The sequence below is a fragment of the Rhizobacter sp. genome (assembly GCF_046595475.1).
Taxonomy (GTDB): domain Bacteria; phylum Pseudomonadota; class Gammaproteobacteria; order Burkholderiales; family Burkholderiaceae_C; genus Rhizobacter.
Map to the genome: position 1 here is coordinate 20306 of NZ_JBKJOQ010000031.1, position 25092 is coordinate 45397.

The following is a 25092-nucleotide window of genomic DNA, read 5'->3' on the forward strand; positions in this document are numbered from 1 at the left end:
TCATTCCCCCAGAAAGGTTTCGCGGAACATGTCGACCGCCGCGGCGACCGACAGGGCCGGGTCGCGTAAATGGTTGGACAGCTTGCGCAGGCCGTAGTCGGAGCCGATCCAGTCTTCGACCCACTCGGCTTGCGTGATGGCCACGTTATCGGAGCGACACACATCGGGGTCTATCGCCGAGCGCAGCGTGGCCGGCGAGGCGCCGTGAAAGCCCATCACCAGCACCGGCTGCGGCCCGTGCGAGGTGACGAGAATGAGCGTCTCTGCAGAGGTGCGCTTGAAGAAGCGCGTGATCAGGTCGACCCACAGCGTGAGCACATGCGGCAGCTGCATGGGGTCGCGCGGCAGCGGCAGCACCAGGCCCTTGCTCAGGTCGGCATGGCCTTGCGACAGCACGGGTTGCAGCAGCAAGCCCAGTGCCAGCATCGTCTGCCGGAACGAGATGGGTTCGCCCGGCGGCGACACGGTGGCCTCGAAGCGATCGAGCGTGAGCAGCTGCGCAAAGGTCTTGTAGCCTTCGTGGAGCACCTCGGTGCGCACTTCGAGCTCGACCGCTTGCGCACTGAGCTGCTCTTGTACCAGTGCGAAGTCTTCCGCCAGCAGGGCTTGGCGCACCTGTGCATCGAGCCGGCCCCACAGCGGGCTCAGCGCTTGCGGGCTGTAAGGCAGGAAGCCCGCCGGGTCGGGCACCTCGAACGAGGCCGCCATCACAAAGGGGAAGCGCCGGCCCGATGCGTCCTGGCTGGCCGCCATGTGACCGACGAGACCCGCATTGCTCTGTGCACCGAGGACGGCGAAATGCACCGGCGCCGCCGCGTCGTAAGTGATCTTCCAGCGCGACTCTTCGGCCAGCAGCTCCATGGTCTGCGACATCCACTGGTCGATGCTGTGGATGAGTGCCGAGCCTGCCGAGCTGCGCACGAAGTCGCCGCGTGACGGCAACTTGCCGAAGTAGAGTGCCTGCGCCAACGCGGTGCTCATGGCCTGACCCCGTTGGCCACGGGTACGGCCGCCGCGGTGAGTGCACCCACCACCAAGGCCGGCAGCTGCACGCCCTTCAGACCGCCCGATGCGCTGGGGGTGTCGGGCGCGCCGGGTGCCGTGGGCGAGCCCACGGCGGCACTGGAGATCAGGCGCAGCTGCACGGTTACGGCCATCGTGCCACTGGGCCAGGTCAGCTCGAAAGCGCCGCTGTCGAGCTTGCGTCGCTTGGCCTTGCTGATCATCTTCTCTAGGCCATAGCCACCAGGCTCGTTGAGAAATTCCACCGCTCGGCCTTCGGTGGTGATGCCGGTGATGCGTACTCCGGGCGTGCCGGTTCCGGGCCACACGAAATTGGACCAGTTGGCCACGGCATTGCGGTAGCGCAGCTGCTGGCCATCGACCTCGATGGTGTATTCCGACAAGCCGGGCACTGGTGTGGGCAGCATCTGGAAATGTGTTTGCGGGTCGTTTGCCGCAGCGCCACCGCCACCGCCACCCGCAGCAGCGCCACCGGCTCCGACCTGGCCCGCGATGGGCGCCACCCAGGCCGGGAAGCCGGCGGCAAAGTCGGGTCGCAGCCGCAGGCCGATGTCGGCCCAGGTGCGCGGTGTGACGGTGTCGCCGCGACGCACCACCAGCGCACCGAGCGCTTCACCGCTGAACTTGGCCACGCTGCCTTCGGGCCCGAACATCTTGGCCATTTCCGCGGCCGTGGCCTCCAGGCGCGAAGCACGGTCGAAGGGGTACTTGCCCGACAGCGTGCGCTGGAAGGGGTCGTACACCTGCGCTGCCCAGATGCGGTTGATCTCGTTCTCGGCGGCCGGCACGATGACCGCATACGACTGAATCAGCGGGCGTACCAGCAGCGGTCTCAGCGTGGCCTTGGCGGCCTCGGTCTGGCCGTTGAGCATCTGCTCTTCCACCAGCTTGAGCGCATCGCTCAGCTCGGAGGCGCCTTCTAGCGTTTGCTGCATCAGCTGGCGGCTGGCCGGGCCGTTGTCGCCCTGGTTCTTGATCTGGTTGAAGCGCGTGCGGATCTTCGAGAGCGACTGCAGGTAGGTGCGCAGCAGGGTCGGGTTGCTGTCGCGGGCCACCATCAAACGGGTGAGGCCCGAAAACTCCTTGCCGATGGGCCCCATGGGCACGGCGGCCTGGCCGGTCGAGAGGTCGATCTTCACATCGACCTGGCCGGGCGCCATGCGCAGGATCGATTGCTTGAACCAGTCGATGAAACCCTTCTGGCCCTTGGCCAGGCGGTCGTTGAGCAGGCCTGGGTTGTCCCACGAGGTTTGGTCGTACAGCGCCTGGATGAGCTTGCCCACGGGGGACGCCGCAGGGTCGCCCAGCCGGTTCATGCGGATCACGGCTTGCTCGAAGCTGGTGAACTCTTTGACGCTCACGCCTTGCAGAAACTTCTGCCACTCCTGCACATACTCGGCCTTGTAAAGCTGCACCAGGGCCTTGCGGATCTGCTCGGGGCTGCCTTCGAGCGTGAGGTCGTCTTGGGTGGCGGTCTTGAGCACCCAGTCGTCGGCCTTGCTCTCTTTGGTCGAGGCGTCTTTAAAGGCGTCTTCGACGAAGCCGTCCCAGGCTTCACGGGTGAAGGCGCCCGAGATGGCGTAGCTGCCGGCCACGATGTCTTTGTCGGCGTCTTCGACCAGGCGCGCAACGGTCATCGTTGGGAAGCGCGTGGCCGCACGTGCCTTGATCTCGGCATAGACGCGCTCGCGGGCCGGCATGCCTTTCACCACACGGCGCAGGTTTTCGCGCGTGGTGTCGAGCAAGGCGAGGTTGGTTTGCGTGACGGGGAAGTCGGGTGCCGACGCCTGCGTGAGCGCGAACGACAAGATGCGCTCGGCCGAGCGTATGAGCTGCTCGCGCGGCATGGAACCACGGTTGGCTTCGAGCCAGCCGCGCCAGAAGCGGGTGAGCTGGTCGCCGAGGTGGCCCGCTTCCACGCGGTTGCGCTCGCCCAGCATGATGTAGGTCTTGAGCGCGTTGTAGGCGTCGGAGACATTGCTGGTCGAGGCCGCCGAATACACGCCCATGGGCTCAGGGCTGGCGGTGTTGTTGGGTTTGGCGGGGGTGGGGCTGCCATCGGCGGCGCGCACCAGTGGCTGCAGCTGCGCGGCGCTGGCATTGACCTCGCTCAGGTAGCTGGCGATGGCCGCGGCAGTCGGCTTGAGCATCACCTCTTGCAGGCCGGCGAGGTAGGTGGCGCGCAGCTTTTGCTCGACGGCTTCGCCTTGGTAGAGGCCGAGCGTCAGCGACCAGGGGCGCTCATCGCGATAGCGTTGCAGCTGTTCAACACGGTCTTGAACGATCTCTAGCGCTTCCAGGCGCGACTGCAAGTCGATGCGACCTTCCTGCAGCTTGATCGCCTTGTCGAGGTCGGCTTGCACATGGGCCACCAACTGGCGGTTGCCCACGTACGACCACGTCCAGCCTGCGAGCATGGCACCCAGCAGCAAGGCGCCGCCGAAGAAAGCGGCGTAGCGCCAGCGCAGCTTGTTGCGGCTGGTGTACTGCTGCACCAGGTTGCGGTCGGCAAACACGACCTTGGAGAAAAGGTCGCGCAAGAAGAAACCGTTTTGGGCCACCACGGAAGCCGTGGGTGCCGAGCCGAGTGCCGGCGTGAGGCCAAAGCGCTCGGCCACGCGCTGGCTGGCACGGCCGGTCGACTGGCCTTCTTGCACTGCACTCGTGAAGTAGAAGCCACGAAAGATTGGGCGGAACTGGTAAGGGTTGTCTTCGAACAGCGTGGTGATGAAGGTGCGCAGCGGGGCCTTCAGGGCGTTGAATTCGAGCGGAAAAGTCAGCACGCCTGGCGGAAGCTTTTCGCCGCGGTGCATGGACATGCGCACGACCGAGGCTTCTTTCAGCCCGTCGTTCAACTCGTCGAAGTGACGGTCGAAGCTGGCGACGATGTCGGTTTTGGTTAAGGTGTCGTAGGGCAGGGTGGCGCCCCAGACGCGCTCGCGCTCGTCACGGTCTCGGTCTTCAAAAAACTCAGCAAAACCCGAGATCAGGTCGGCCTTGGTGAACACCACATAGACCGGTGCAAACACTTCGAGCTTCTCGGTCAGCTCTTGCACGCGCTGGCGCAGCTGCTTGGCCAGCGTGATTGCAAACTCGGGCCGGTTGTTTGACAGCTCGGCCAGGCTGGCCGCGATGATCACCCCGTTGAGCGGCGCCTTGGGCCGGTTGCGCTTGAGCAACGACAAGAAGCCCAGCCATTCTTCGCGGTCTTCTTCATGCACGGAGTAGCGGCCCGCGGTGTCGAGCAAGACGCCTTCGGTGGTGAAGAACCAGTCGCAGTTGCGCGTGCCGCCTATGCCTTGAATGACTGACGAAGTCTTGTCAGAGAACGGGAAGTTGAGACCCGAGCGCACGACAGCCGTGCTCTTGCCGGCGGCCGGGTTGCCGATCACCGCGTACCAAGGCAATTCATACAGCGCAGCCGAGCCCGAGGTGAGGCCGAGCTTGGAGGTCTTGATGGTCTTCACGGCCTCTTGCATGCGCGTGCGCACGGCCACCATCTCGGCACGGCTTTCCCTGTTGGGTGCGGCCTTGATGGCGCGGTCGGCTTCGGCGTCCATCGCGGCTTCGAGCTTTTGCCCGGCCTTGCGTGCGCGGTAGCGACGCACCGCCCACACGATGAACCACACGGCCAGCAGCGTGACCATGATGACCACGACCCACATGGCACCGACTTTGAGCGTGTCTGCGCCGAGGAAGAGCAGCGCCGCGAGCGCCAGCAGGCCGATCACGGCGAGCGTGCGTGCGTCCAGTAGAAACTGCCAGATTCTTTGCATGGGAATGTCCGATCGGTATTTCAGGCAGGCTGTGCAGCCGTCGCTTCAGGGGGCGCGAGGGGCGATGCAGGAGAGGGCATGGAAGTCGGCGTCAGCATCACGGCGAAGCGCTCGAATGCCGGGAACGCGCCGAGCACGAGCGCCGGCTTTTGAGATGTATGCACCTGGCGTGCCGTGAGGGCCACGCAGGCGAGCAAGCGGGCCACACCGAGATCGCCGCAGCCCACGCCCAGGCGCAATGCCTGCTCGCTGGTGTCGAGGTGCGGCAGCAACTCTTGCACGGCTTCGAAGACTTCACCGGTGCGCGAGGCGCGGTGGTCGGTGTCGGCAGTGAGGTGCTCCACCTGTGCGGCTACGCAGCCGCTGGCCTGCAGCGCATCGGTGGCGCCTTGCAGCATGACCTGCGGGCTGATGCGCCCGGAGGCATCGGCCGATTTTTCCCGGCGCAGCATGTTGGCTCTGTGCAGCTTGGCCAGAGGCGGCTCGGCTTCTGGTTGAGTGGGCCACAGGGGTGAAGACAACAGCAGGCCCGCCGCACCCTCGCCCGGCACGCGGCCGCGCTGGTTGCTGCCTGAGAAGAGCTCGCTGGCCGCGGCCATGGCGGCGGTGTCGTCGCCGCTCACCAGGCTGTCGGCAGCGAGCACCCACAGCAGGCCCGCCTCTTGGTCGCGCTGCCATTGCAGCAACTGCTGGTCCATCAGCAGCCAGAAGGCTTCGGCGCTGTGGACAGGGTGCACATGCAGCTGCACGGCAGGCTTGGCGCTGTGGGCCATGGCGCGTGACTGCCCTGCCGCCTTCAAGCCGGCTTCGATGAAAGGATCGAAAAGCAACTCTAGCCAGGCGGTGGCCGCTCGCTGTGATGAGGCGGACCAACGCGATGGAATGGCGACCCGGATCGACACGCTTGGCGGCAGGGCTGGCGTAGTCGGTTTCTGGCGAGCGGAGGGAGGGGGTGCGGCCAGCGCAGGCCAATGCGCATCGAGCGTTTCTCGCATGGGCAAAGTGGCAGTCTCGATCAGCGTGAGGGCTCGCAGCACCTCTGCCGGTGTCTCGTAGCCGGCCCACTCATCGGGCTTCGCTTTGGCCATGCGCTCGACCAGTTCGCTCATGGCATCGGCCACTGCATCGGTGGACAGATCGGGAAACGGCGCGGTGAACATGGCAATGCCGTCGTCGTCCTTGAGGTGCGGGTCAAGGTCGGGCTTGCAGTTTCCGGTGGCGATGCTCGATTGAGCGCTGCTCCAGTCACTGCCTGCACGCACCTCAACGTTGCCGGCCCAGACCCTCACGTGTGTGCTGCGCTCTTTCTCGGCCGTGGCTGCGTTGGCGCCGGGTGTGGCCTGAGGTGTGGCGGCGCGGGCGGGTGCCACGGCCGGGGCGGCAGCGTAGCTGCGCAGGCGGCGAATCGCCCAGATGCCCGCCACCAGCGCTGCGGTCAGCACGAGAGGCAGCACACCCAAGTGGAGGGCAAGGTCGCTGGTGCTCGGGTCGACCTGCGCGGATTGCCAGCGCCACATGGTGGTCAACCAGACGAGCACGGTGATCACCAACAGCAGCGCGAGGATCTTCCAGACTTTGGCCATGGGTACGAGCGGCAGGCGATCAGTGCGCCATCAAAGACGACGAGTGGCGCACGGTGGCGCCGAGAAGTGGCGAGAGGGGAGGTGAAAGTTGAAACTAGCAGGCGTCGGTGCTGACCGATTGCGAAGAGATGAGCTTGGCGCCGCAAGAAGTCTGGTCGCCGTGGCGCGCAGCGGCCTTGCCGTCGATGATCATGGTGGCGTCGCCGGTGGTGATCACGGTGGTGCCATGGCCCTTCTTGGGGCAGCTGACCTTGTCACCCACGCGAGCGAGGCGCTTGCCGTGCGTGTCGGTCACGCCAGAGGCTTCGATGACCTCACCGCCGTGGTCTGTCTTGTCGCCCAACACGATGAACGGACGCCCCATTTCACCCACCCCCTGTGCCCTGAGTTTTCGGCTGATGTGCCGCACATTTCTAGAGCGATCGAGTCTAACGGCTGGGGCGTGTTTTCAGCCCCCCACCTTCGGGCGAGGTGCGACAGCTTTTCGAAGCTCAACATGGCCCAGATCGGCGTTCTGCCAGCGGCCGCCCCAGGTGAGGCCGACACGTTGTGCAACCTCTCCGTACAACTCGTAACCCTTCGCGGCCCACGGGTCACGCTCGCTGATGACGAGCTTGCCTGTGCGCATGAACGCGCTGTCGGCGGCGAGGCCATGTTGGTGGTAGCTCTGCCACGCGGCGGCGTTGGTGACGTGCGAGCCGAGGCTCGCCAATGCGGTTTGCCGCTCAGGGCTTCGGTAGCCTTCGATCAAGGCCATGTCGTAGCCGTGCTCGTCACGCATCAGCCGATAGGCGAGCAGCAGGCGCTGGCGAAACTCGGCGTCGAGCGCATCCCAACGGCGGTCTGCACTGCTGAGCTGTGGTCGGACGCTCTCGACTTCGGCGGTCATGAAGACTTCGGGCGGGAGTGGCGGCGGCGCGACGAGCTGCTCGCCTTGCAGCAAGGTGGTGACCACGCTGTCGGGCTGCGCCACCGAGCTGTCGTCGTAAGCGTCTAGCGTGTGCCAGCCGCGAAGTGAAAACACCACGAGTGGTGGAAGCGCCAGCAAGGCAGCGGCAATGGCCGCGCCCAGCCAGTGGCGTTGCAGCCAACGGCTGCCGACCAGCGTGGCATCGCTGGCCTGTGCGATGCGTTGCTTCGCGTTGTGTGCTGCCGCCTGCTGCGCACGGTGCCCAGCCCCACCGAGTTGCTGCCGGGTGCGCAGGGCCTTGCCCATCACCCGTTCGCGAAACGCGGGCAGCAACAGCAGCGCTGCCAGAGAGCAGGCCAGTACGAAGTACGCCAGGATGGCAATCCACATCATCTTGTAAGCAAGCTTTACGATGCCCCCCAAGAGGGCGTTGCTGCCCGCGAGGGCGTCTCTAGAATCGCTGAGTGCTTGCGCATACCGCGCAACTTGCCGGCCTTGTGACGGCGCTCAAAATCAGTGCCGATGACCCAGCCGCAGAACCCCGTTCCCCCCCGCAGTGCGCGCCCTCAGCTCTTCAGTGCACCTGCAGCCAATGCGAAACCGAACGCCAACGCCAAGCGGCACGCCGACTTCGGGCCGAGCATCTTAGCCACGATCGACGGTGGGCAAGCGCGTTATTCCGCAGCGCCCGCCCGTTCGCCGCTCAAGCACGTGGCGGTGATGGCGGTGCTGGCATTGGTGGTGGCTGCAGCGTATGTGGGGGTGAAGTTCGCCAGCGCACGCGTTGCATCTGCACCCGAAACGGCATTGGCTGTGACCACGGCGCCTGGCGTGGCAATCAAGCCCGTTGAGGTGCCTGCCTCAGCTGCGGCGCCAGCGGTGACAGCGGGGGTCGCGTCAATCGAAACGGTGACGCCAGTGGCGGCTGCAACGGCCTCGGCCAGCGCCCCGGTGACCAGTGTCGTTTCCAGCCTGGGCAATATTCAACAAGCGCTGGATCGAGCAGAGCCCGCGGTCGTGCCCAAGCCCAAGGCGGTAGAGGGCAAGCGCGTGCCAACGGCCGGTGCCACGGCCGTGTCTCTTCCAGCGACCAAACCCGTGGCCAAGATCACCAAGTCAAACGACACCGATGCCGATCTGCTGGCAGCGATGCTGCCCTACGTGAGCCGCGGTAGCGCTGCGCCGACGAGCACGGCGTACGAGAAGCGTTGCGGTCCGTTGGCAGGGCCTGCGGCGGTCGATTGCAGGGCGATATTCTGCAATGGACGGCAAGGGTTTGATGCAGCTTGCCCAGAGCCGGCTGCACCTGCGGTGAAGTGACACCGGTCGGGCTTTCGCCAACCGTTCGTCCTATGCCAAACCAGCCAACTCGCGCTGCAGGTTGATTCTTGCGGCAGGCTCCCACAGATCGCGCAAGGCGGGTGTGCGGTAGATCACATCACGTGTCACGAAAGACTCCAGAACGCGGCTTCTGCCCTGCGCGTAGGCCGCATCAGGTACCCACTCGAATTCGGCCCTGATGGCGGCGCAGTACATCGCATAGCTGTGGGGGGTCGCACCCAGGATCGACAGATCGAGGTCTAGGAACAGCAGCGTGTCGGTGTCTGCCGCATCGGCCTAATGATGATGGGTGGCACGCACCATGTCTGCCACGCGGTGTGCGCGTGTCATTGAGTAGCCCGCGCCCTCCAGTTCACGTTGCGCCAATTCCGCCGAGAGTTGCTCGTTGTCGGCGCGGTGGGTGTCGTAGATGGCGTCGTGGAACCAGATCGCCGCCGATATGAGTTGGGGCTCTTGGGTCAGATGCGTGTACTGCCTTAGATGGGCGAAGAGCGCTTCGACATGCGCCAGGGTGTGGTACCGGCGGTGAGGCTCTTCGTAGCATTTTGCCAAGCGGGCCAGCAGAGCGGGTGGGAGATCGTCTTGCGGTTTACGGGTCACTGCGTTCGGCATGAAAAGCATGCTCCATTCACTGCTGTTGACTGGCCCACCGCCACATGGTGGTGCCGGAGTCGCTTTCAACGTTGGGCATGATCTCACCCACTTTGAAACGCGTGAATACCTCCGCAACCTCCGACTGCCGTTGGCTCACACGCTCGGTACATGCACCCACGTGACGGTTTCGGTTTCTATGCGTCGTGGCAATAGCTCACCCTTCTTGAGACGCACACGCCAGTTGAGGTCGACCTCGCAGGCCCAGACACCATCTTCTGGGGCGGGCATCCCTGAGAACACCCATTGGATGTCCGATGTGGGCTCGGGCGGCGGCGGCGGCGGGCGGTCTTTTGGAGGCTCGAACTCGTAGGCCAGTTCGTCCGCGGGGATGGTGCCGTCGAGATATCGGTCGTCGGCCCAGATCAGGCGCCAAACCGTGGGCCGGCCTTCGTTTCGGGCATCGTCTTCGGGGAAGGCAATGGTCGGTGCGGGCGAACCTTGATGCAGGTAGTTCATCAGCCCGTCCAGCTCGAACTGGTGGCCCGGCGGAATCTCGGGCGGCTTGAACATGCCGAGCAAGCCTTTGCGCGGCGGGGCTTTGACCGGCTCCCAGATGCCGAAGAAGGGGACGTTCTGGCCGGTGCGGATCAGAACTTCTTCTTTGGGGATCGGTACGTCCGGGAAAGGGCGGGCGGAGACGCGCAGCATGGATGGGAAATCGACCACGGAGCCGTCTGCCAGCTCCGCCATGTTTTGGTATGGCGCCGGAACATCGGTGTGTTGGCTCTCTACGCATGCGCAGGTGGAAAACACCTCGTTGAGATGGTTCAGCGCGCGTTCGATTTGAGGCCAGAACTTCGAGCGCCAGGCTGGGAAGTCCTGTCCGTGGGCAAACGCCAAGCCAGTGTTGGAGCTGTTCCAAACCTCAATCGCGCGGAACGCCTCGCAGAAGTAAGGCGATCCTCGCTGCCCGTAGCCGAGGAACTTGAAGACGGTCTTGTCTGCATTGCGCAGGCGAGTAAGAGCTGCCTCAAGTGAAGCAAATCCACTCAGCAGCGTTGCCATCTGAGATTCGGCGATCAAGGGCCCGTCTTTTGGCGAAGGATCGTTTTGCGTGTCTTCAAACGCGACGCGAACGATGTCCACGAAGGCCTTGTAGTAAGGGGCCTGCGCCGCCCAGGCGGTGTAGGAGCTACCGCGCTTCAGGTAGTAAAAGAGCTGGCGGCGCTCTTCCTCATTCGGAAGGGTGTAGACCAAAGCCATCAATGCGCTCCTGCTCTGCGGCTGCCGTCGCGATCGTCTTTGGTGGCGTACTCGCGTGCGGCCAATTTTGAGGTTTGAACGGCGGCAGTGCCCGTGACGAGGCTGTAGCCATGGATACCGTTGGCGTCTTTCCAGCCGGTGGGCTTGATCTCGAATACTGCCGTCGAAAATCGGATGGTCTCGGCCTTGCCGGTGGCCATCACACGCTCGCCAGCGGCGTTGAGTTGCTCCATCAAGGCCTTGTCGAAAGTGATCTTCGCCTGAGCGCCGCCCCCGGCAGGTATTGCCCCAGGATGTCCTTACCTCCCTGCTCGGCGATCTTGCCGGTGCATGCCTTCACCTTGCCCGATTCCCCCACGGTGCCAACCACGATGAAGCCATCGCGGTTCCATTCATCAAGAACCGCGCCCTTGACCTTTCGCCACTCTTCGGCGGTTTCGGGTGCTTTGCCCAGGCCCCAGAAGGCGTGTGGGCCTTTTGGATTCCCAGCTGCATAGGACTGCCACACCTCAAAGTTGTGCGTTTTTCCTTTGGGCCCGAACACCCGAAACAGTTGCTCGCCTTTGTCGAGAGGACGGTTCACGATCTTGCCGGCGTAGGTGGTGACATCGATGTAGCGGGTTCTCGATTTGCCCCCGGTGCTCGTAACGATCGTCGTCGCACCTTCCTTGAGATTCGGATACCCCGGTTCATGCTTGTAGAGCCCTTTGGCTTCGAACTCATCGGCAAACCCCACATTTCGTTGCCACCCCCCGCGCGCACTGCGCACAGCCGTCTGGCCTTCGAGGAGCCGTAGCTCGTCAGTCATGCTGACTGCAGCCTTGTCACCTGCGACCACTGTGTGTGCAGTGGTGCGGCTGGTGGTTTGACCGCCCGAGCGCACGTACTGCTGGATTTCTCGAAGCGTGTCGTCGAGATCCTTGATGGCCTTCGGGATCATGTCGTGGGCTTTGGTCTTGAGCTGGCCCAGGCCCGTCATCAACCCGTCGATGCGCCGCACCAAACCCTCACCCAGGATGCTCCCCAGTTTCTTTTCGATGGCAACCAATGCGCCATTGACCACGTAAACGAGCTCGTCCATCTTGGCAAGGATCGCGGCTTGGTGGTCGGCGAACCGAAGCTTGAGCAAGAAGCGCTCGGCGTTGCCCATGCCGATCTTGTTCAAGAAGGCCACGATGTCGCGCGCTGATTCGGCAAGCTTTGCCGCGCGGGCCACTCCCGCCAGATGCGCGAGATCACCCACCGCTTTGATGGTCAGCCGGCCCACACCTTTCGCGACGCCCCCAGCTAGAGGCACCAAGGCGATGATGAGTACCGCGAGCAGCACCCATTCCATCTTGTCTTCTCGTGCCTTGGGTTCGTCAACGAACCGGATCGACACCGCCACGATGTCTCTAACCGCCGTCACGTCGCCCACCAGCGGGATCATGCCGATCACGGCATCCACCACGATCTGCGACATCGTGGCCTTCTGGTTGAATGCGCCGCTGACCGTGCCCCACAGCCAGCCGCCGGCGTCAGTGGACATGGACTCGAACTCGGCCCACGACAGCCCGCCCGGGGCGGAAGGGGTTGCGCTCATCGTTGGTTTCCTCCCTCAGCGCTCGTTAGCTTCGCCGCGTACTTGTCCACCAAGCTTTCAAGTTGACTGGTCGATGGGTTTGGCCGCAGGCCTGGGTTTGTTGATTCGCCCTTGCGCTTGTAACTGGCCTGTGCCGGGCCATAGACCACGCTGCCTGTGGGTGAAGGTGCATCGCTGATGACTGCTCGGCCTTCTCCGTCCAGGGTTCCGGTTTGTTTCTCGCCGTTGGAAAACGTGATCTCGTAGGCGGCACCCGCTACCCCGGTGTCGTCGTGGTAGCGGTGATCCAGCAGGATCGTGTGCTTCTCAAAGGCGGTTCCGCCCGTGGGCAAGGATGGCAGTCCGCCACTCCCACTCCCACCCCCCGCCCAATCATGCGCAGCCGCCTTGACCGTGAAAGCACCCGAGGTGACGAAGTCGATATTCCCGCCCTCCAGCACCACCTTGCTGTCGCCCCCCACCATCTCGATGCGCTGGCTGGCGGTGATGGTGATCTCATCGTTCACGGAGATCACGGTGATGTCCTTGTCGGCCAGGATCTCCATCTGGTCGGTGTGCGCCCGCAGCGAAAAATTGCCATTGGCCGCAATCGTCTGCAGCTCGCCCTGGTGGGTGTAGAGGCTGGTGGTTTGGCCCGAGACCAGGCTGGCGGTGTGGGCTGCAGCAAGATGCACATCGCTCTGCGCCGTGAGGCTGGTGTCTTGCCCCGAGAAGGATGCGAGGGTCGCGGGGCTGGCAAAGGCGGCGGTGCTGGGCGTGTCGAGCACCACATACGGCTTGGCGAAGCGCTCCACCGGCTCGGTGTCTTCCCGGTTACTCTGCTTCGTGCGCCCGTCGTGCTTGCCATCTTGCTTGGGGTCTATGGCTTTGATCAGGCCTTGCAGGGCTTCTTTGTCGGCAGCGTCGTGGCTTGCGAGCTTCATCGCGCCTTGGGCTTGCGCAGCATTGCTCAGCGCCTCGCCTAGTTGCTGCGCTCCCTTGAGCTGCGCCACTGCTTCTTGCGCGTCCATCTGCGTGCTCTGCGCACTGCCATAGCTGCCAGCCCGAGCCGTGGTGCTGATCAACACGCCTTCGGCTGCGCGCACGCTGGCCCAACCCTCGGTGTGAGCGTAGAAGCCGCTGCCCAGCCATGCGCCACGCTGGCTGCTGCTGGCACCCTGGCCAATGATGTGCCCCAGGCTCAGCTCGCTCCACGGGCTGCCTTGGCTCTGGCTGGCCAGGCGCATGCGCAGCTGGCTGGTGGCGTCGTCGATCACCCATTGGTTGAGGCCTTCGCCGTCCAGCGTCTGGCTGTGCCAGCCCGACAGCGTGCCGGGGTGATTGGCGCCCGAGTCGACGCCTGCGGGCCAGGGCAGCGCGTCTTGGCCGTTGTGAAGCTGGCCCACGATGAGCGGTCGGTCGATGTCGCCTTCGATGAAATCGACCAGCACTTCGGTGCCGATGCGGGGGATGAAGACAGCACCCCAGTTGGCCCCGGCGCTGGGCTGGGCCACACGCACCCACTGGCTGGCGCTGGCGTCACCCGGCGCGTGCCCGGAGCGTTCTTGCCCGGGAGTCAGCGGCCCGCTGAGCGCGCCGGGCAGGGGTGCTTGCCCACGCTGCCACGGAAACTGAATGCGCACGCGCAGATCGCGCTCGGTGGTGACGGTGTCGTCGGCGTGGCCCACCACGAGAGCGGTTTGCACACCGGGTGCGCTAGGCTTGGCGGCTTCTAACGGCACCTGCCGAGCGGCCGCCGGCACGGCGCTGAAGTGGTTGCAGTAGCTGCCCGCTTCGAGCTCGTTGCGCTTGAGGAGCTGAGCGGCCTCGCTGCCCAAATTGTTGGCAGCCTCGTGGTGCACGCTGACGACCAGAAACTGGCTGTCGCTGCGATCGCCCATGCTGCTGAACAGGCTGTGCTCGGTGAGCTGGAAGTTGGCGCCGGGGCTCAGGGTGCGCACGGCGCTGTCACCATGCAGCGTCTTGAACTTGAGCTCGTGGCGGGCGAGCGCCAAGGCTGTGCGGCTGTCGGCGAGAGGGCCATGCGCCAGGTCGTCATTGTCTTGATGCTGAGCAAAGCGACGCTCGCCGCGGCCGTCGTAGCCCTCCAGGGTGGGCACCTCGCCAGCGGCGAGCGTGCTGTGCAGCTCGGCGCTCACGCCGGCGAGCTGGCGTGCATCCCAAGCGCCCAGGGTGACGGCGTTGGGCTGGACACTGCGCTCTAAGGCGATGGCGGTGATGGTGTCTTCCACCAGGCCTGCATTGAGGAAAGACTGGCGCACATCGGGTTTGCCGAAACGCAGCGAGCCGAGGTCGGGGCGTTGCGCTTGGCTGTCGTGAATGACGAGGCAGTGCTTGGCGGCCTTGGCTACGCTCAGCGGCTTGCCGTCGTCGCTGTGCTCAAGCCGCCAGTTCCAGCCCTCTTCAGCGAGCAGGCGCTGCACGAAGGCGGCATCGGTCTCGCCGTACTGGGTGGTGGTGCCGCGGCGTGGCGCGGCCTCCAGGGCTTCGGGGCTGAGCTCCAGTTTGAAGTTGGCTTGCGGGTAGGCGCGCAGCACGGTGCTGATGATTTCGTCGGCGCGCTGGCCGAGAAAGACACGGCTGTCTTGGCGCTTGCCCAGCAGATGCGTGAACGCTACGAGCTGCAAGCGGTAGCGAGCCAAGCCGCCGTCACTGCCCAGCTGAGCTGCCTGAGCCACATAGCCATGCCAAGTGCGGTAGCGGCCGTCGGCGCACATGAGCCGCAGGCTCATCTGTTCGCCGATCAAGGCTTTGAGCTCGAGATGGGCGCTGGTGCTGAGGCAGTCGACGGTGGCGACCAGCGGCGACAAAGGCCGAGGCGCCTGGCCGAGACCGCTCACGTCTTCTTGCCATTGCGCTCGCTCGACCACCAGCGTTGCGCTGGGCAGCGCCGTCTCCAGCTGCATCAGGCGCTTGTGCTGGCTCACGCTCAGCAGCGCCTTGAGGCGGCTGAAGCCGTCGGTTGCGGCCTGGGTCAGTGTGGCAATGCTCATTTTTTCTCCCTGTCTTTGTCTTGCGGCTGCGTCCATTCCCTTGATACGCAGCAGTGGCCCCCGTTGGATGGGCCGGGCCTCTCAGCAGCTCATGGCAAGGTGATGGTGACGTGCGCGGCTTGCGGCGCCAGCTTCACCACCTCTTGGTAAGCGGCCAGATCGCGCTCGGTGCTGCGCGAGAGCTGCCAGCGCAGACCAGTGAAGGCCAGCAGGCCAAGCAAGGCAAACACCGAAGCAATGACCCACAGCGGCACTTCATTCTTTAGCCTGTGGCTCACCTGATCGGGTGGCGCCCAGTGCGGCGCGAAGGTGGCGCGCGAGCCTTTGAGGTGCGCGATCTCGTCACCCAGGCGGGCGGTGAGGTAGTTGAGCTTCTCACTGCCCTCGATGAGGTATTTGCCCTGGAATCCCATCAGCAGGCACATGTGGAAGACCTCGAGAATCTGGATGCGCGCAGCGCCTTCACGCCGCAGCGCTTCGAGCTTCACGAAGAACTGCTCGCCTGCGAGCTGCTCACCGAAAAACTGCAGCTGCAGCGGCTGGCGCTGCCAGGCGTCGCGCACCTTGAATTGCGACATCAAGATCAGCTCGTCGACGGTCGCGCAAAAGGCGTACTTGCACAAGTGCACGTCTTCGGCCGAGCTGCCGAGCCGGGTGGCCCCGCGCTCCAGACCTGTGAGGAACTCCTTGATGTGCGAGCGGAATGACTCGGCGTCTGTCGGCCCCTGCTTGGCGCGCAGCAAAAACAGCAGGTAAAAGCCGTCGTACATCAGGTCGAGCAGGGTGCGCGCTTCTCGTGGCGTGCTGCCGCTGGTGGGCGACATCGTGCCTGGCACGGCCGCGTTGAAGAGCGACGGCGGCTGTTGGGTTGGAGCGTTCATGCGTTGATGGCGATCAGTTCGAGTTTGAGATCGGCAAGGCCGCTGGGCACGTAGAGCGAAACGGCTTGCGCTTGCATCATGCGTTCGTAGAGTGCGCCGCGCGGCTCCACCGCGAAGTAGTAGCTGCCGGGGCGAACAGGAATCGCAGCGGGCACTTGCGGTGCGTGGGTAAGTGGTACGCCGGCCATGGCAGACAGCACGAGCTTCTCAACGTCTTCAGGCGCGCCGATCTTGAAGCGCAGCGGCACGGCTTCGACCAGCTCAGCGGGCGGCACGGAGGCGCTGACGCCGAGGTAGAGGTTGGTGGCGCCCGAGATCTGCTGGGCATCGAGCCTGCCTTGGTGGAACGACGGGCGCACCTCGGAAAGGGCGATCGCGAAGTATCGCGTCGAGATCACGGTCTCTAGCAGCTCGCGGATCACGTGGTCGAGCCTGAAGAAGGCCGGGCCGGGGTTTGCATGGTCGTAGGCGGGCAGGTCGGCCAGCGTGAACCCTTTGGAGAAGGTCATCAGTGCGCCCGCCAGCTCAAGCAGGCGCTGGAACAAGCGCTCCGGGTGCAGACCAGGGTGGCGCATCAGGTGCGAGAGCGAAGCGTACGCGCCGCTGGCGGTATGCAGCAACCAGAACGAGGCCACATCACCCGAGCGGAACTCAATAACGTTTTTCGAGGGCTCGCGGTGAAAGCCGTAGAGCGCATCGACCTTGGCCTGTAACACGTCGAGCAGGCGACGCAAGTACAAGAACACCACCGGCGAGGCCTGTATGGTGAGCGACGGCGGCACGTAGCGTGGGTCGAGCTCGAAGCCGCCCGTCGCGTTGCGGCGCACGCGCAGCACCGGCATGGTCACCAGATGGCCGCGGGGCTCATGCTCAGACAGCAGCTTGACCGATTTGCCCAGCACGCTGAGCTGCGCGGCCGTGGCGTCGGTGAACTGGTCTTCCACATCCTTTTGTACCTGGTAGTAGCGCGTGGCGGTGTCGGCTTCTTCGCGACTGGGCGAAAAGTTGCTGCCATTGGCGCGCAGCGGTGCGACCGCGGCATGCAGCACCACCTCGTTGCCCTCGCCGAAGGCTGCATCGAGCGCCAGCGGTGCGGGCAGCTCGTCTTCGGCGGGCGCGTTGTAGAACTCGCCGTCTGGCAGCACCATCTGCAGCTCGAGCAGACGCAGGCGGCCGGCCTGCAGCGCGTCGGTATCGACTTTCACGCTGCGCACGCCCCAAGCGTAAGGGTGCAGGCCGCGCACAGCCTGCGCCAGGCGCCACTCGTGATAGGCGTCTTGCTGCTGAAAGTGCTGAGGCCGCAGGAACAGGCCTTCGCCCCACAGAACCTTTGAAGTCGGAATCAAGTGCTACCTTCCAGCGAGAGTTACTTGACGGCGCAAGCCGTGCTATTGAGTTTCATGGCGGCGCTAGAAACGCCCACGGGCTGACCGGACGCAATGCTCAAGGTGCAGGCGTGCGCGCCGAGAACGAGGCCGTCGTCGAGCAGAAAATTTTCGAGCGCAAAGGCATAGCGCCAACGTTGCGGCGCAGGTGCGCGAAACAGTGCGACCACACCCACATACGAGGCTTCTCTCGCCCAACGCTCGGTGATCTGTTGCTGTTGGCCGGGCAAGAGCACGATCTCTCGGCCTTCGATCAGTTCGTCAGCGAGAACCTCTTTCTCTTTGACGCTGTTGCCAAAAGTCTCGTACGGCGCGTTGAGAAACGCGGTGGGGCTGCGGAGCTTGTAGACCCGAACCACCAACGAGAGCGATCGCCCAGATTCGTCGACGTTGAGTGAGTCGCTGGCGGCGAGCCGCAATTTCAGAGGCCGTGCAGGCTTGGCGGATTCTGGCAACTCGGGCATTGGCGGAGTCTCGGGCTTCTTGAAGCCTATGGTTTCCAGCGCCTTGTTGCCCATGTTGCCAAAACCCTCACCTAGCTTGCCGGCGGTTTCGCAGCCCGCGAGTGCAACGAGCGCAAAGGCGGCGAGAAGCACTGCTGCTCCCAACGTCCATCGCTTGTCTCGTGACTCACCGTGCTTGATCATCTTCCACTTCAATCGCGCCGCATTCGTGCGTGGCAAGGCTGGCCGCAACGGCCGCGAGGCTGTGGAGTTTAAGGGCGCACACCTGCGCGAACACTCAGTTTCGTCTGCTGCCCCCAAGAGGGGGATGGCTCGCAACCAACGCGCCAGTAACATCCCGTAAGCCTTGATTGCCTAGCAGGCTTTTGCGATTTAATGCGCATTTACTGCATCTGGTTTCAAGCCAAGTTGTACAAGTTTCGGGGCTCGCGATCGCGAGCAAATCAGGGAGTGGGTTGGTGAATTTTTCTGTTCTGAGTCTGCACAGGCCCTTGATGGCCTTTGCCGTAGTGATTGGCTTTTTTCTTCTAGGCGCCTGCTCCAGCGCGCCTGCTCCCTTGAAGGCTGTGATGCCGCCCACTTACGCCGACCTGATGGTCTCTGCTGATGAGGCGCAGAAAAAGGGAGGCGTGGTCGAGGCCATGGGCTTCTATGAAAAGGCCGCCAAGGCTGACCCGGCGAAGAAGCAGCCGTGGGCGCGCATTGCACAGGCCCAGTTTGATGCGCGCAACTACGGCTCTGCCATCACGGCAGCCCAAGAAGTCTTGCAGCGCGACACGACCGACGTCACGGCGAAAAGCATCATGGCCGTCAGTGGCCTGCGGGTGTCGGCCAACGCCATTGAGCAACTGCGCTTGGCCAATGCCCTGGGCGGCAGCACACGCGAAGAAGCGCAAACGCTTGCTCGCATCATGCGTGACGCCTTGGGCGAATCCATTCTTCCGCAGCCTCTTCCGGGGGCCGCTCCCGTTCCGAGCGACAAGCCTGCCGTGCGCCCGCCGTCTGCGCGCCGCGTGGTGCCGCTGTCGCACACTGGGCCGGCATCAGCACCAGCGACGACTGAGCCCAAACGTAACCCGTTCGACGCCCTCAAAGGCTGAGATTCACGCCCCCTTTTTGAGAGGACATCATGGCCAAGAAAGACAGTGTTCAAAAGCGCCTCGAGCGTGTTCGCCCCCCGCGGGTTCAGCTCTCCTATGACGTGGAGATCGGTGATGCGATCGAAAACAAGGAGCTCCCATTCGTCATGGGCGTGATGGGTGACTTCACCGGCCAGCAAGACCCGGACAACCCGTTGCCCAAGCTGAAGGAGCGCAAGTTCGTCAACGTCGATCTCGATAACTTCGATGAAGTGCTCGACGGCATGGCCCCCAAGGCCAGTTATCGCGTCAAGAACCAGCTCAGCCCGGAAGGCGGCGAGTTCGCCGTCAACCTGCGGTTCAAGTCTCTCGATGACTTCAGCCCGGAAGCTGTGGTGCAGCAAGTCGAGCCGCTGCGCAAGCTTCTGGAAGCACGCACCAAGTTGTCTGACCTGCGCAACAAGCTGGCCGGCAACGACAAGCTCGAAGACGTGCTGAGCGATGTGCTCAGCAACACCGAGAAGCTCAAGCAGCTGGGCCAAGAGGCCGGCAAGGATCAGGAGTAAGCCATGAACGCATCACTGCAACCCCAGGGTACGGCCGCCGCCGGCACCACCGAGGTCGGCTTGCTCGACGACATCGTCGCGCAAAGCAAGGTCGCCAAGACCACGACCGAGCACAACCGCGCCAAAGACATCATCGGCGAGCTCGTGAAAGAAGTGCTGCAGGGCACGGTGGTGATGTCCGACAACCTCTCGGCCACGCTCGATGCGCGTGTGGCAGAGCTCGACCACCTCATCTCGGCTCAGCTGAGCGAAGTGATGCACGGCGCCGAGTTCCAGAAGCTGGAAGCCTCGTGGCGCGGCTTGCACTATCTGTGCAAGCACACCAGCACCGGCGAGCAGATCAAGATCAAGGTCTTCAACACCACCAAGAAAGAGCTGGTGCGTGACTTCAAAACCGCGATCGACTTCGACCAGAGCGCGCTGTTCAAAAAGGTTTACGAAGAAGAGTTCGGCACTTTCGGCGGCGCTCCTTTCGGTGCGTTGATCGGCGACTTCGACATCGGCCGCCAGGCCGAAGACATGTACTTCACCGAGCAGATGGCGCACGTGGCCGCCGCTGCGCATGCCCCCTTCATCTCGGCGGCGTCGCCTGAGCTGTTTGGTCTTGAGACCTACACCGACATGGGCCGCCCGCGTGACCTGTCGAAGGTGTTTGACACCGTCGAGTACGCGAAGTGGAAGTCATTCCGTGAGTCCGAAGACTCGCGCTATGTCGGCCTCACGTTGCCGCGTTTCCTGGGGCGTCTGCCGTTCAACCCGAAAGATGGCACCGCCACCGAAGGTTTCAACTTCGTGGAGGAAGTCGACGGCTCCAACCACTCCAAATACCTGTGGGTGAATGCGGCGTACGCATTCGCGGCGCGCCTGACGGCGGCGTTCGAAGCCTACGGTTGGTGTGCTGCCATCCGGGGAGTCGAAGGCGGTGGTTTGGTCGAAGACCTGCCAACGCACACCTTCAAGACCGACGACGGCGAAGTGGCGCTCAAGTGCCCGACCGAGATCGCCATCACCGACCGGCGCGAGAAAGAGCTCAGCGACCTGGGCTTCATCCCGCTGGTGCATTGCAAGAACACCGATTACGCCGCGTTTTTCGGCGCGCAGTCGGCGCAGAAAGCCAAGAAGTACGACAGCGATGCGGCCAACGCCAATGCGTCGCTGTCGGGCCAGCTGCAATACATGTTTGCTGTCTCTCGCATCTCGCACTACATGAAGGCCATGATGCGCGACAAGGTCGGCAGCTTCGCCAGCGTTGAAAACGTACAGACCTACCTGAACCAATGGCTGGGCCAGTACATCCTCAGCTCTGACGACGCGTCGCATGAGCAGAAGGCCAAGTACCCGCTGCGCGAAGGCTCGGTGCAAGTGTCAGAAGTTCCGGGCAAGCCTGGGGTGTATCGCGCGGTCGCTTTCTTGCGGCCGCACTTTCAACTCGACGAGCTGTCAGTCTCGTTGCGGTTGGTTGCCGAGCTGCCACAAGGGGCAGGCGGCTAAGCGCCGGTTTTCGCTTACCAGCGAACCCGGTTTTCTATCTCACTAAGGGAAAAAATCAATGAAAGACATCTACGTCAAGTTCACGAAGAAGACCAACTCCAAAGACATCCCTGGCGAATCGCTCGATGCGGATCACAAGGATTGGCTTGAAGTGACGTCCTGGGATCACGGAATCGTGCAACCCAAGTCGGCCACTGCTTCTTCTTCGGGTGGTCACACGGCAGAGCGCTGTGAGCACGACCTGATGGCCTTCACCAAGGACATCGACAAGGCCAGCGTCTACCTGTGGGAAGCCTGCTCGGCTGCCTATGCCTATGACGTGGAAATTCAGTTCTTCCGTGCGACCGGCAGCGTGCGCACCAACTACCTGACCATCAAGTTGACCAATGCCATCGTCGCCAAGAGCGAAATGGCCGTGCCGGCTGCTGGGCTGCCGGTGGAAACCTTTGCATTGAAGTACGCCAAGATTACCTGGCTGCACAAGGGCTCCAAGACTGACGGCTCTGCCAACGTCGGCAACGACGTGGGCGGCTGGGACCTGGCCTCCAACAAGGCTGCTGCCTGATCTCACCCTGATTTCGGCACGAGGGGCCGCGTGCGTCGCGGCCCTTTTTCTTGCCTCGCTTCTTGCCTCGCTTCTCGCCGCGTTCTTGCCCCTCGTTGCCGCATGTCTCTCCCATAGGCGGTGTGCTCTTCCAATCTTTGATGGTCTTCGCGAATGCGCTACGCGCCCAGTCTGCTCGACAAGCTGATTCACAAGTCGCTCAATGAGCGGCCGGGTGAAGTGCTGCCGGGTTTGTCACTCGATGAATTGAAAGACTCAGTTGCGGCTGATCTAGAAGCGTTGCTCAACACGCGCAGTGCGCTGAGCGAAGACGACCAGAAGCAGTACCCGCTGAGTGCGCGTTCGGTGGCCAACTACGGCGTTGCCGATTTTGCTTCGCGCAGTTTGTCTAGCGGGCTGGACCGCGATTTCATTTGCCAGGCCATCCAGCAATCCATCGAGCGCCACGACGGGCGGATGCGCGCGGTCAGCGTGTCGCTCGAGGCCGAAGGCCATGCCTTCAACCGACTCAACTTCACCATTCGAGCCACCTTGCGAGTGTCTGATGTGGGCGAGCAGGTGAGCTTCGACGCCCGCTTCGAGCCCAATGTGCAGCGCTACTCAGTGGCTCGCCAGCGCGGGGGCGGCGCCTTTCGCCAGTCCATGTCATGAGAGACCTGCTGCCCTACTTCGAGGCCGAGTTGTCGCGCTTGCGCGGGTCGGCCAAACATTTTGCGGCCGACTACCCGAAGATCGCCGGGCGCCTGATGCTGGGTGCCGATGTGGCGGAAGACCCGCACGTCGAGCGGCTGATCCAGTCTTTTGCCCTGTTGGCAGCACGTGTCCACAAGCGCCTGGACGATGACTTTCCGCTGGTCACCGAGTCGCTGCTCGAGGTGCTGTACCCGCACTATCTGAGGCCGTTCCCGTCTTGCTCGATTGCGCAGTTCGACATCAGCGGCGTGGCGGGGCAAATGAGTGCACCCGTGGTGATCGAGCGCGGCACCTCGCTGAGTTCACGCCCTGTGCGCGGCGTGGCGTGCAAGTTTCGATCGGCTTATGCGGTGTCTTTGGCGCCCATCAAGTTGCGCTCGGCCGCTTACCGGCATGCGGTCATGGCCCCTGAGGGTACGCGCCTGCCGCCATCGGCCACGTCGGCCATCTCGCTGCAGCTTGAATTGCTGTCTGCGCAAGTCTCGTGGGCAGCGCTTGGAGACAAGCTGCGTGTGTACCTCGACGGCGAGGCGTCGCAGATCAGCCTGTTACGCGAGGCCTTGTGCAACCGCGTCGTGGCCGTGATGGTTCAGACCACGGCGCACGGCCCCTGGTCGGGCCCGTATAAGCAGATGCCAGAGCTGGTGGGGTTTGCCGAAGACGAAGCCTTGATCGACTACGACGAGCGCTCGCACCCGGCCTATCGCCTGCTCACCGAGTACTTTGCATTCCCCGACAAGTTCAACTTCATCGACCTGCCTTTGCCGCGCGCCGCTTTGGCGGCGCAGGGCAATCAAGCGACGGGCGTTGAGCCAGGGCCGCGCACCGTCACCTTGCATTTCGTCTTGTCGGGTTTGAGAGCTGACTCTGACCAGGCGCGCGCGCTTGAAAGCCTGTCGCTGCGCAACTTTGCGCTCGGTTGCACGCCGGTGGTCAACCTCTTCAAGCAAAACGCCGATCCGATCCGCGTGACCCATGCCGTCACGCAGTACCCGGTAGTGGTCGACGCGCGGCGCGCCTTCGGCTACGAGGTTTACTCGATCGACAAGGTGTTCCGCGTCAAGCAAACCCCCCAAGGTGATGCGATCGATGAGTTTCGGCCCTTCTTTTCGTTGCACCACGACGATTTGCTGAAAGAGGGCGATGCCCCTGGCGAAGGCCCTCCCGGCCGCTACTGGCACGCCCATGTGGATGAAGCCGTGGCCGCCGTCAGCCCTGGCTACGAGCTGGAGCTGGCTATCGTTGACATTGACTTCGACCCTGCCACGCCACAGACCGACACGCTTTCGCTGCATGTCACGGCCACCAACCGCGAGCTTCCGAGCCTGCTGAGTTTTGGCAATGCGGGTGGCGATCTGTTCATCGAGGGCGGCAGCATTGCGCGCGAAATCAAGCTGCTGCGCAAGCCCACCGCTAGCCACCGCTTCGAGCGGGGGCGGGGCAGCTTGTGGCGGCTGATCTCGCATTTGTCTTTGAACCATCTTTCGTTGAGCGGGCGGGGTGTAGAAGCCCTGAAAGAGATGCTTCGCCTCTACGATCTGCCGCGCGATGCCACCAACCGACGTCAAGTCGACGGCATCATCGCCGTCGAATTCGTGCCTGCCACGGCATGGCTGGCGGGTGAGCCGTTCGCCAGCTTTGTGCGAGGCACCGAAGTGCGCTTGCTGGTCGACGAAGACAGCTTTGTCGGGACCGGGCTCAGCCTCTTTGCCGCGGTGCTCGACCGCTTCTTCGGCTTGTACGTTCACATCAACAGCTTCTCTCAGCTGAAGGTGGTTTCCGCCCGCACCCAACAGACCTTGCTCCAATGCCTGCCTCGCAACGGCGCCACTCAGCTGATCTGATCGAGCAGCTGTTCGACACACCGCACCGGTTTGAATTCTTTCAGGCGGTGCGGCTGCTGGAGCGCTGGCTCGCGAGCGACACGCCACGCGCCAGCGGTGAGCTGCTGCCGCCTGAGCTGAGGTTTCGCAACTCCACGTCATTGTCTTTTCCGGCAAGCGAGATTGAGTCGCTGGTGGTTCATCGTGACCAAGACGCCGGCCGGGACCACGATGGCGATGCGCCTGTTTCGCGAATTGAGATCACGCCGGCCTTCATGGGCATGCTGGGTCTCTCCGGCACCTTGCCCTTGATTTACACCGAACAGATCGCGCAACGAGAGCTGCAGCAAAAAGACGCGTCGGCTCGAAGCTTTCTGGACCTGTTCAGCCACCGGGCGATCAGCCTGTTTTATGCAGCCTGGAAAAAGAGCCGCCTGCACCTGCAATACGAGGCCGATCGCAAGAACCGCTTTGCGCCCATGGTGCTTGCACTGGCGGGTGTCGGGCAAACCGCTTTGCACGACCGGCTTCAGCCGGAAGCGGGCGGCGTCAACGATGAAAGCCTGGCGTTCTTTGCGGGCGCTTTGCAGCAGCGTGCGCTGTCGGCTCAGCAGTTGCAGCAACTCTTGTCGCGCTATTTGAAGGTCGCCGTGCGCATCGAGCAGTTTTGCGGCCGCTGGTACACCTTGCCGCCTGTCGCACGCACGTCCCTCGGCATGGGCAATGGGGTGCTGGGCCGCAATGCCTTGTCGGGAGAGCGAGTCTGGCAACGTGATCTGCGCGTGAGGGTCGTGCTTGGCCCTTTGACTCACGGCCTGTTTCAGCGCTTTTTGCCTGGTGCGCCAGGTGCTACCGCGCTGCGCGAGTTGCTTACGCTGTTGAGCGGCGTGAGCCTTGAGTACGAGATCAACCTGACGCTGCGCGCCGAGGCTGTGCAGAGCAGCGCCCTCGACTCAAAGCGATCGCCCTACGCCGGCCGTCTGGGCTGGGACACCTACGTCCAGACGCGGCCGCAACACGCTGACCGCTGCGATGTGCGCTACGACGTGCACGCCGCCATGGCCGCCTGAATTTCACAAG

At 63.6% G+C, this 25092-nt stretch carries 21 protein-coding genes; 8 read left to right on the top strand and 13 right to left on the bottom strand.

The features are described from left to right. The 5 genes from tagF to AC30QB_RS05785 all read right to left on the bottom strand — a co-directional run bounded on the left by tagF (position 1) and on the right by AC30QB_RS05785 (position 7685). Positions 1 to 981: a type VI secretion system-associated protein TagF gene (gene tagF, locus AC30QB_RS05765; protein ID WP_489545232.1), complete on the bottom strand. Its 981-nt coding sequence runs from the start codon at positions 979 to 981 to the stop codon at positions 1 to 3. Further along, positions 978 to 4799 carry a type VI secretion system membrane subunit TssM gene (tssM, locus tag AC30QB_RS05770; RefSeq protein WP_489545233.1) on the bottom strand — a complete coding sequence of 1274 codons (3822 nt, stop codon included), beginning with the start codon at positions 4797 to 4799 and terminating at the stop codon, positions 978 to 980. Before tssM ends, tagF begins: the two co-directional genes overlap by 4 nt. A gap of 20 nt (positions 4800 to 4819) precedes the next feature. Beyond that, positions 4820 to 6382, bottom strand: coding sequence for a hypothetical protein (locus tag AC30QB_RS05775; protein ID WP_489545234.1), 1563 nt, complete (start codon positions 6380 to 6382; stop codon positions 4820 to 4822). Between the two features lie 94 nt (positions 6383 to 6476). After that, a complete protein-coding gene (locus tag AC30QB_RS05780) occupies positions 6477 to 6746 on the bottom strand; it encodes a PAAR domain-containing protein (RefSeq protein WP_489545235.1) in 270 nt (89 codons plus the stop codon). Between the two features lie 84 nt (positions 6747 to 6830). Next, complete coding sequence (locus AC30QB_RS05785) at positions 6831 to 7685, bottom strand: M15 family metallopeptidase (protein WP_489545236.1); 855 nt, start codon at positions 7683 to 7685, stop codon at positions 6831 to 6833. Positions 7686 to 7814: 129 nt separating this feature from the next. On the opposite strand from AC30QB_RS05785, the gene AC30QB_RS05790 reads away from it, so the two are divergent. Continuing rightward, positions 7815 to 8612, top strand: a complete 798-nt coding sequence (locus AC30QB_RS05790) for a hypothetical protein (protein ID WP_489545237.1) — start codon at positions 7815 to 7817, stop codon at positions 8610 to 8612. Between the two features lie 297 nt (positions 8613 to 8909). On the opposite strand, the gene AC30QB_RS05795 is transcribed toward AC30QB_RS05790, so the two are convergent. The 8 genes from AC30QB_RS05795 to tssJ all read right to left on the bottom strand — a co-directional run bounded on the left by AC30QB_RS05795 (position 8910) and on the right by tssJ (position 17927). Next, positions 8910 to 9245, bottom strand: coding sequence for an HD domain-containing protein (locus AC30QB_RS05795; protein WP_489545238.1), 336 nt, complete (start codon positions 9243 to 9245; stop codon positions 8910 to 8912). A gap of 135 nt (positions 9246 to 9380) precedes the next feature. Next, positions 9381 to 10490 carry an Imm71 family immunity protein gene (locus AC30QB_RS05800; protein WP_489545239.1) on the bottom strand — a complete coding sequence of 370 codons (1110 nt, stop codon included), beginning with the start codon at positions 10488 to 10490 and terminating at the stop codon, positions 9381 to 9383. Further along, positions 10490 to 10723: a hypothetical protein gene (locus AC30QB_RS05805; RefSeq protein WP_489545240.1), complete on the bottom strand. Its 234-nt coding sequence runs from the start codon at positions 10721 to 10723 to the stop codon at positions 10490 to 10492. Before AC30QB_RS05805 ends, AC30QB_RS05800 begins: the two co-directional genes overlap by 1 nt. Next, on the bottom strand, positions 10723 to 12018 hold the full coding sequence (locus tag AC30QB_RS05810; RefSeq protein WP_489545241.1) for a hypothetical protein: 1296 nt from the start codon (positions 12016 to 12018) through the stop codon (positions 10723 to 10725). The genes AC30QB_RS05805 and AC30QB_RS05810 overlap by 1 nt, the downstream gene beginning before the upstream one ends. A gap of 50 nt (positions 12019 to 12068) precedes the next feature. Further along, positions 12069 to 15065: a type VI secretion system Vgr family protein gene (locus AC30QB_RS05815; protein WP_489545242.1), complete on the bottom strand. Its 2997-nt coding sequence runs from the start codon at positions 15063 to 15065 to the stop codon at positions 12069 to 12071. An 89-nt stretch (positions 15066 to 15154) separates the two neighbouring features. Continuing rightward, a complete protein-coding gene (gene icmH, locus AC30QB_RS05820) occupies positions 15155 to 15946 on the bottom strand; it encodes a type IVB secretion system protein IcmH/DotU (RefSeq protein ID WP_489545243.1) in 792 nt (263 codons plus the stop codon). Further along, a complete protein-coding gene (gene tssK / locus AC30QB_RS05825; RefSeq protein WP_489545244.1) occupies positions 15943 to 17292 on the bottom strand; it encodes a type VI secretion system baseplate subunit TssK in 1350 nt (449 codons plus the stop codon). The genes icmH and tssK overlap by 4 nt, the downstream gene beginning before the upstream one ends. A gap of 20 nt (positions 17293 to 17312) precedes the next feature. Next, entirely contained in the window at positions 17313 to 17927 is a 615-nt protein-coding gene (gene tssJ, locus AC30QB_RS05830) for a type VI secretion system lipoprotein TssJ (protein ID WP_489545245.1), read from the bottom strand. Positions 17928 to 18364: 437 nt separating this feature from the next. Between tssJ and AC30QB_RS05835 the strand changes: the two genes are divergently transcribed. The 7 genes from AC30QB_RS05835 to tssG all read left to right on the top strand — a co-directional run bounded on the left by AC30QB_RS05835 (position 18365) and on the right by tssG (position 25082). Further along, the gene (locus AC30QB_RS05835; RefSeq protein WP_489545246.1) at positions 18365 to 18895 is read left to right on the top strand and encodes a hypothetical protein; all 531 of its coding nucleotides are present in this window, start codon (positions 18365 to 18367) and stop codon (positions 18893 to 18895) included. Between the two features lie 29 nt (positions 18896 to 18924). After that, on the top strand, positions 18925 to 19440 hold the full coding sequence (tssB, locus tag AC30QB_RS05840) for a type VI secretion system contractile sheath small subunit (protein ID WP_489545247.1): 516 nt from the start codon (positions 18925 to 18927) through the stop codon (positions 19438 to 19440). Between the two features lie 3 nt (positions 19441 to 19443). Then, positions 19444 to 20931 (top strand): type VI secretion system contractile sheath large subunit, encoded by a 1488-nt coding sequence (gene tssC / locus AC30QB_RS05845; protein WP_489545248.1) that lies wholly within the window; start codon positions 19444 to 19446, stop codon positions 20929 to 20931. A gap of 58 nt (positions 20932 to 20989) precedes the next feature. Continuing rightward, positions 20990 to 21496 carry an Hcp family type VI secretion system effector gene (locus AC30QB_RS05850; protein WP_489545249.1) on the top strand — a complete coding sequence of 169 codons (507 nt, stop codon included), beginning with the start codon at positions 20990 to 20992 and terminating at the stop codon, positions 21494 to 21496. A gap of 153 nt (positions 21497 to 21649) precedes the next feature. Then, entirely contained in the window at positions 21650 to 22147 is a 498-nt protein-coding gene (gene tssE, locus AC30QB_RS05855; protein ID WP_489545250.1) for a type VI secretion system baseplate subunit TssE, read from the top strand. Further along, on the top strand, positions 22144 to 24033 hold the full coding sequence (tssF, locus tag AC30QB_RS05860; protein WP_489545251.1) for a type VI secretion system baseplate subunit TssF: 1890 nt from the start codon (positions 22144 to 22146) through the stop codon (positions 24031 to 24033). The genes tssE and tssF overlap by 4 nt, the downstream gene beginning before the upstream one ends. After that, on the top strand, positions 23997 to 25082 hold the full coding sequence (tssG, locus tag AC30QB_RS05865) for a type VI secretion system baseplate subunit TssG (RefSeq protein ID WP_489545252.1): 1086 nt from the start codon (positions 23997 to 23999) through the stop codon (positions 25080 to 25082). Before tssF ends, tssG begins: the two co-directional genes overlap by 37 nt. The last annotated feature ends 10 nt before the right edge of the window (positions 25083 to 25092 follow it).

Coding starts and splice junctions, on each gene's coding strand:
- AC30QB_RS05775 (WP_489545234.1), bottom strand. CDS start 6,382: ATGGCCAAAGTCTGGAAGATCCTCGCGCTGCTGTTGGTGATCACCGTG.
- AC30QB_RS05810 (WP_489545241.1), bottom strand. CDS start 12,018: ATGTCCACTGACGCCGGCGGCTGGCTGTGGGGCACGGTCAGCGGCGCA.
- tagF (WP_489545232.1), bottom strand. CDS start 981: ATGAGCACCGCGTTGGCGCAGGCACTCTACTTCGGCAAGTTGCCGTCA.
- AC30QB_RS05800 (WP_489545239.1), bottom strand. CDS start 10,490: ATGGCTTTGGTCTACACCCTTCCGAATGAGGAAGAGCGCCGCCAGCTC.
- AC30QB_RS05805 (WP_489545240.1), bottom strand. CDS start 10,723: ATGGAGCAACTCAACGCCGCTGGCGAGCGTGTGATGGCCACCGGCAAG.
- AC30QB_RS05785 (WP_489545236.1), bottom strand. CDS start 7,685: ATGATGTGGATTGCCATCCTGGCGTACTTCGTACTGGCCTGCTCTCTG.
- tssB (WP_489545247.1), top strand. CDS start 18,925: ATGGCCAAGAAAGACAGTGTTCAAAAGCGCCTCGAGCGTGTTCGCCCC.
- AC30QB_RS05780 (WP_489545235.1), bottom strand. CDS start 6,746: ATGGGGCGTCCGTTCATCGTGTTGGGCGACAAGACAGACCACGGCGGT.
- tssC (WP_489545248.1), top strand. CDS start 19,444: ATGAACGCATCACTGCAACCCCAGGGTACGGCCGCCGCCGGCACCACC.
- AC30QB_RS05850 (WP_489545249.1), top strand. CDS start 20,990: ATGAAAGACATCTACGTCAAGTTCACGAAGAAGACCAACTCCAAAGAC.
- tssG (WP_489545252.1), top strand. CDS start 23,997: ATGCCTGCCTCGCAACGGCGCCACTCAGCTGATCTGATCGAGCAGCTG.
- AC30QB_RS05795 (WP_489545238.1), bottom strand. CDS start 9,245: ATGCCGAACGCAGTGACCCGTAAACCGCAAGACGATCTCCCACCCGCT.
- tssM (WP_489545233.1), bottom strand. CDS start 4,799: ATGCAAAGAATCTGGCAGTTTCTACTGGACGCACGCACGCTCGCCGTG.
- tssE (WP_489545250.1), top strand. CDS start 21,650: ATGCGCTACGCGCCCAGTCTGCTCGACAAGCTGATTCACAAGTCGCTC.
- icmH (WP_489545243.1), bottom strand. CDS start 15,946: ATGAACGCTCCAACCCAACAGCCGCCGTCGCTCTTCAACGCGGCCGTG.
- tssF (WP_489545251.1), top strand. CDS start 22,144: ATGAGAGACCTGCTGCCCTACTTCGAGGCCGAGTTGTCGCGCTTGCGC.
- AC30QB_RS05815 (WP_489545242.1), bottom strand. CDS start 15,065: ATGAGCATTGCCACACTGACCCAGGCCGCAACCGACGGCTTCAGCCGC.
- AC30QB_RS05835 (WP_489545246.1), top strand. CDS start 18,365: ATGCCGCCCACTTACGCCGACCTGATGGTCTCTGCTGATGAGGCGCAG.
- AC30QB_RS05790 (WP_489545237.1), top strand. CDS start 7,815: ATGACCCAGCCGCAGAACCCCGTTCCCCCCCGCAGTGCGCGCCCTCAG.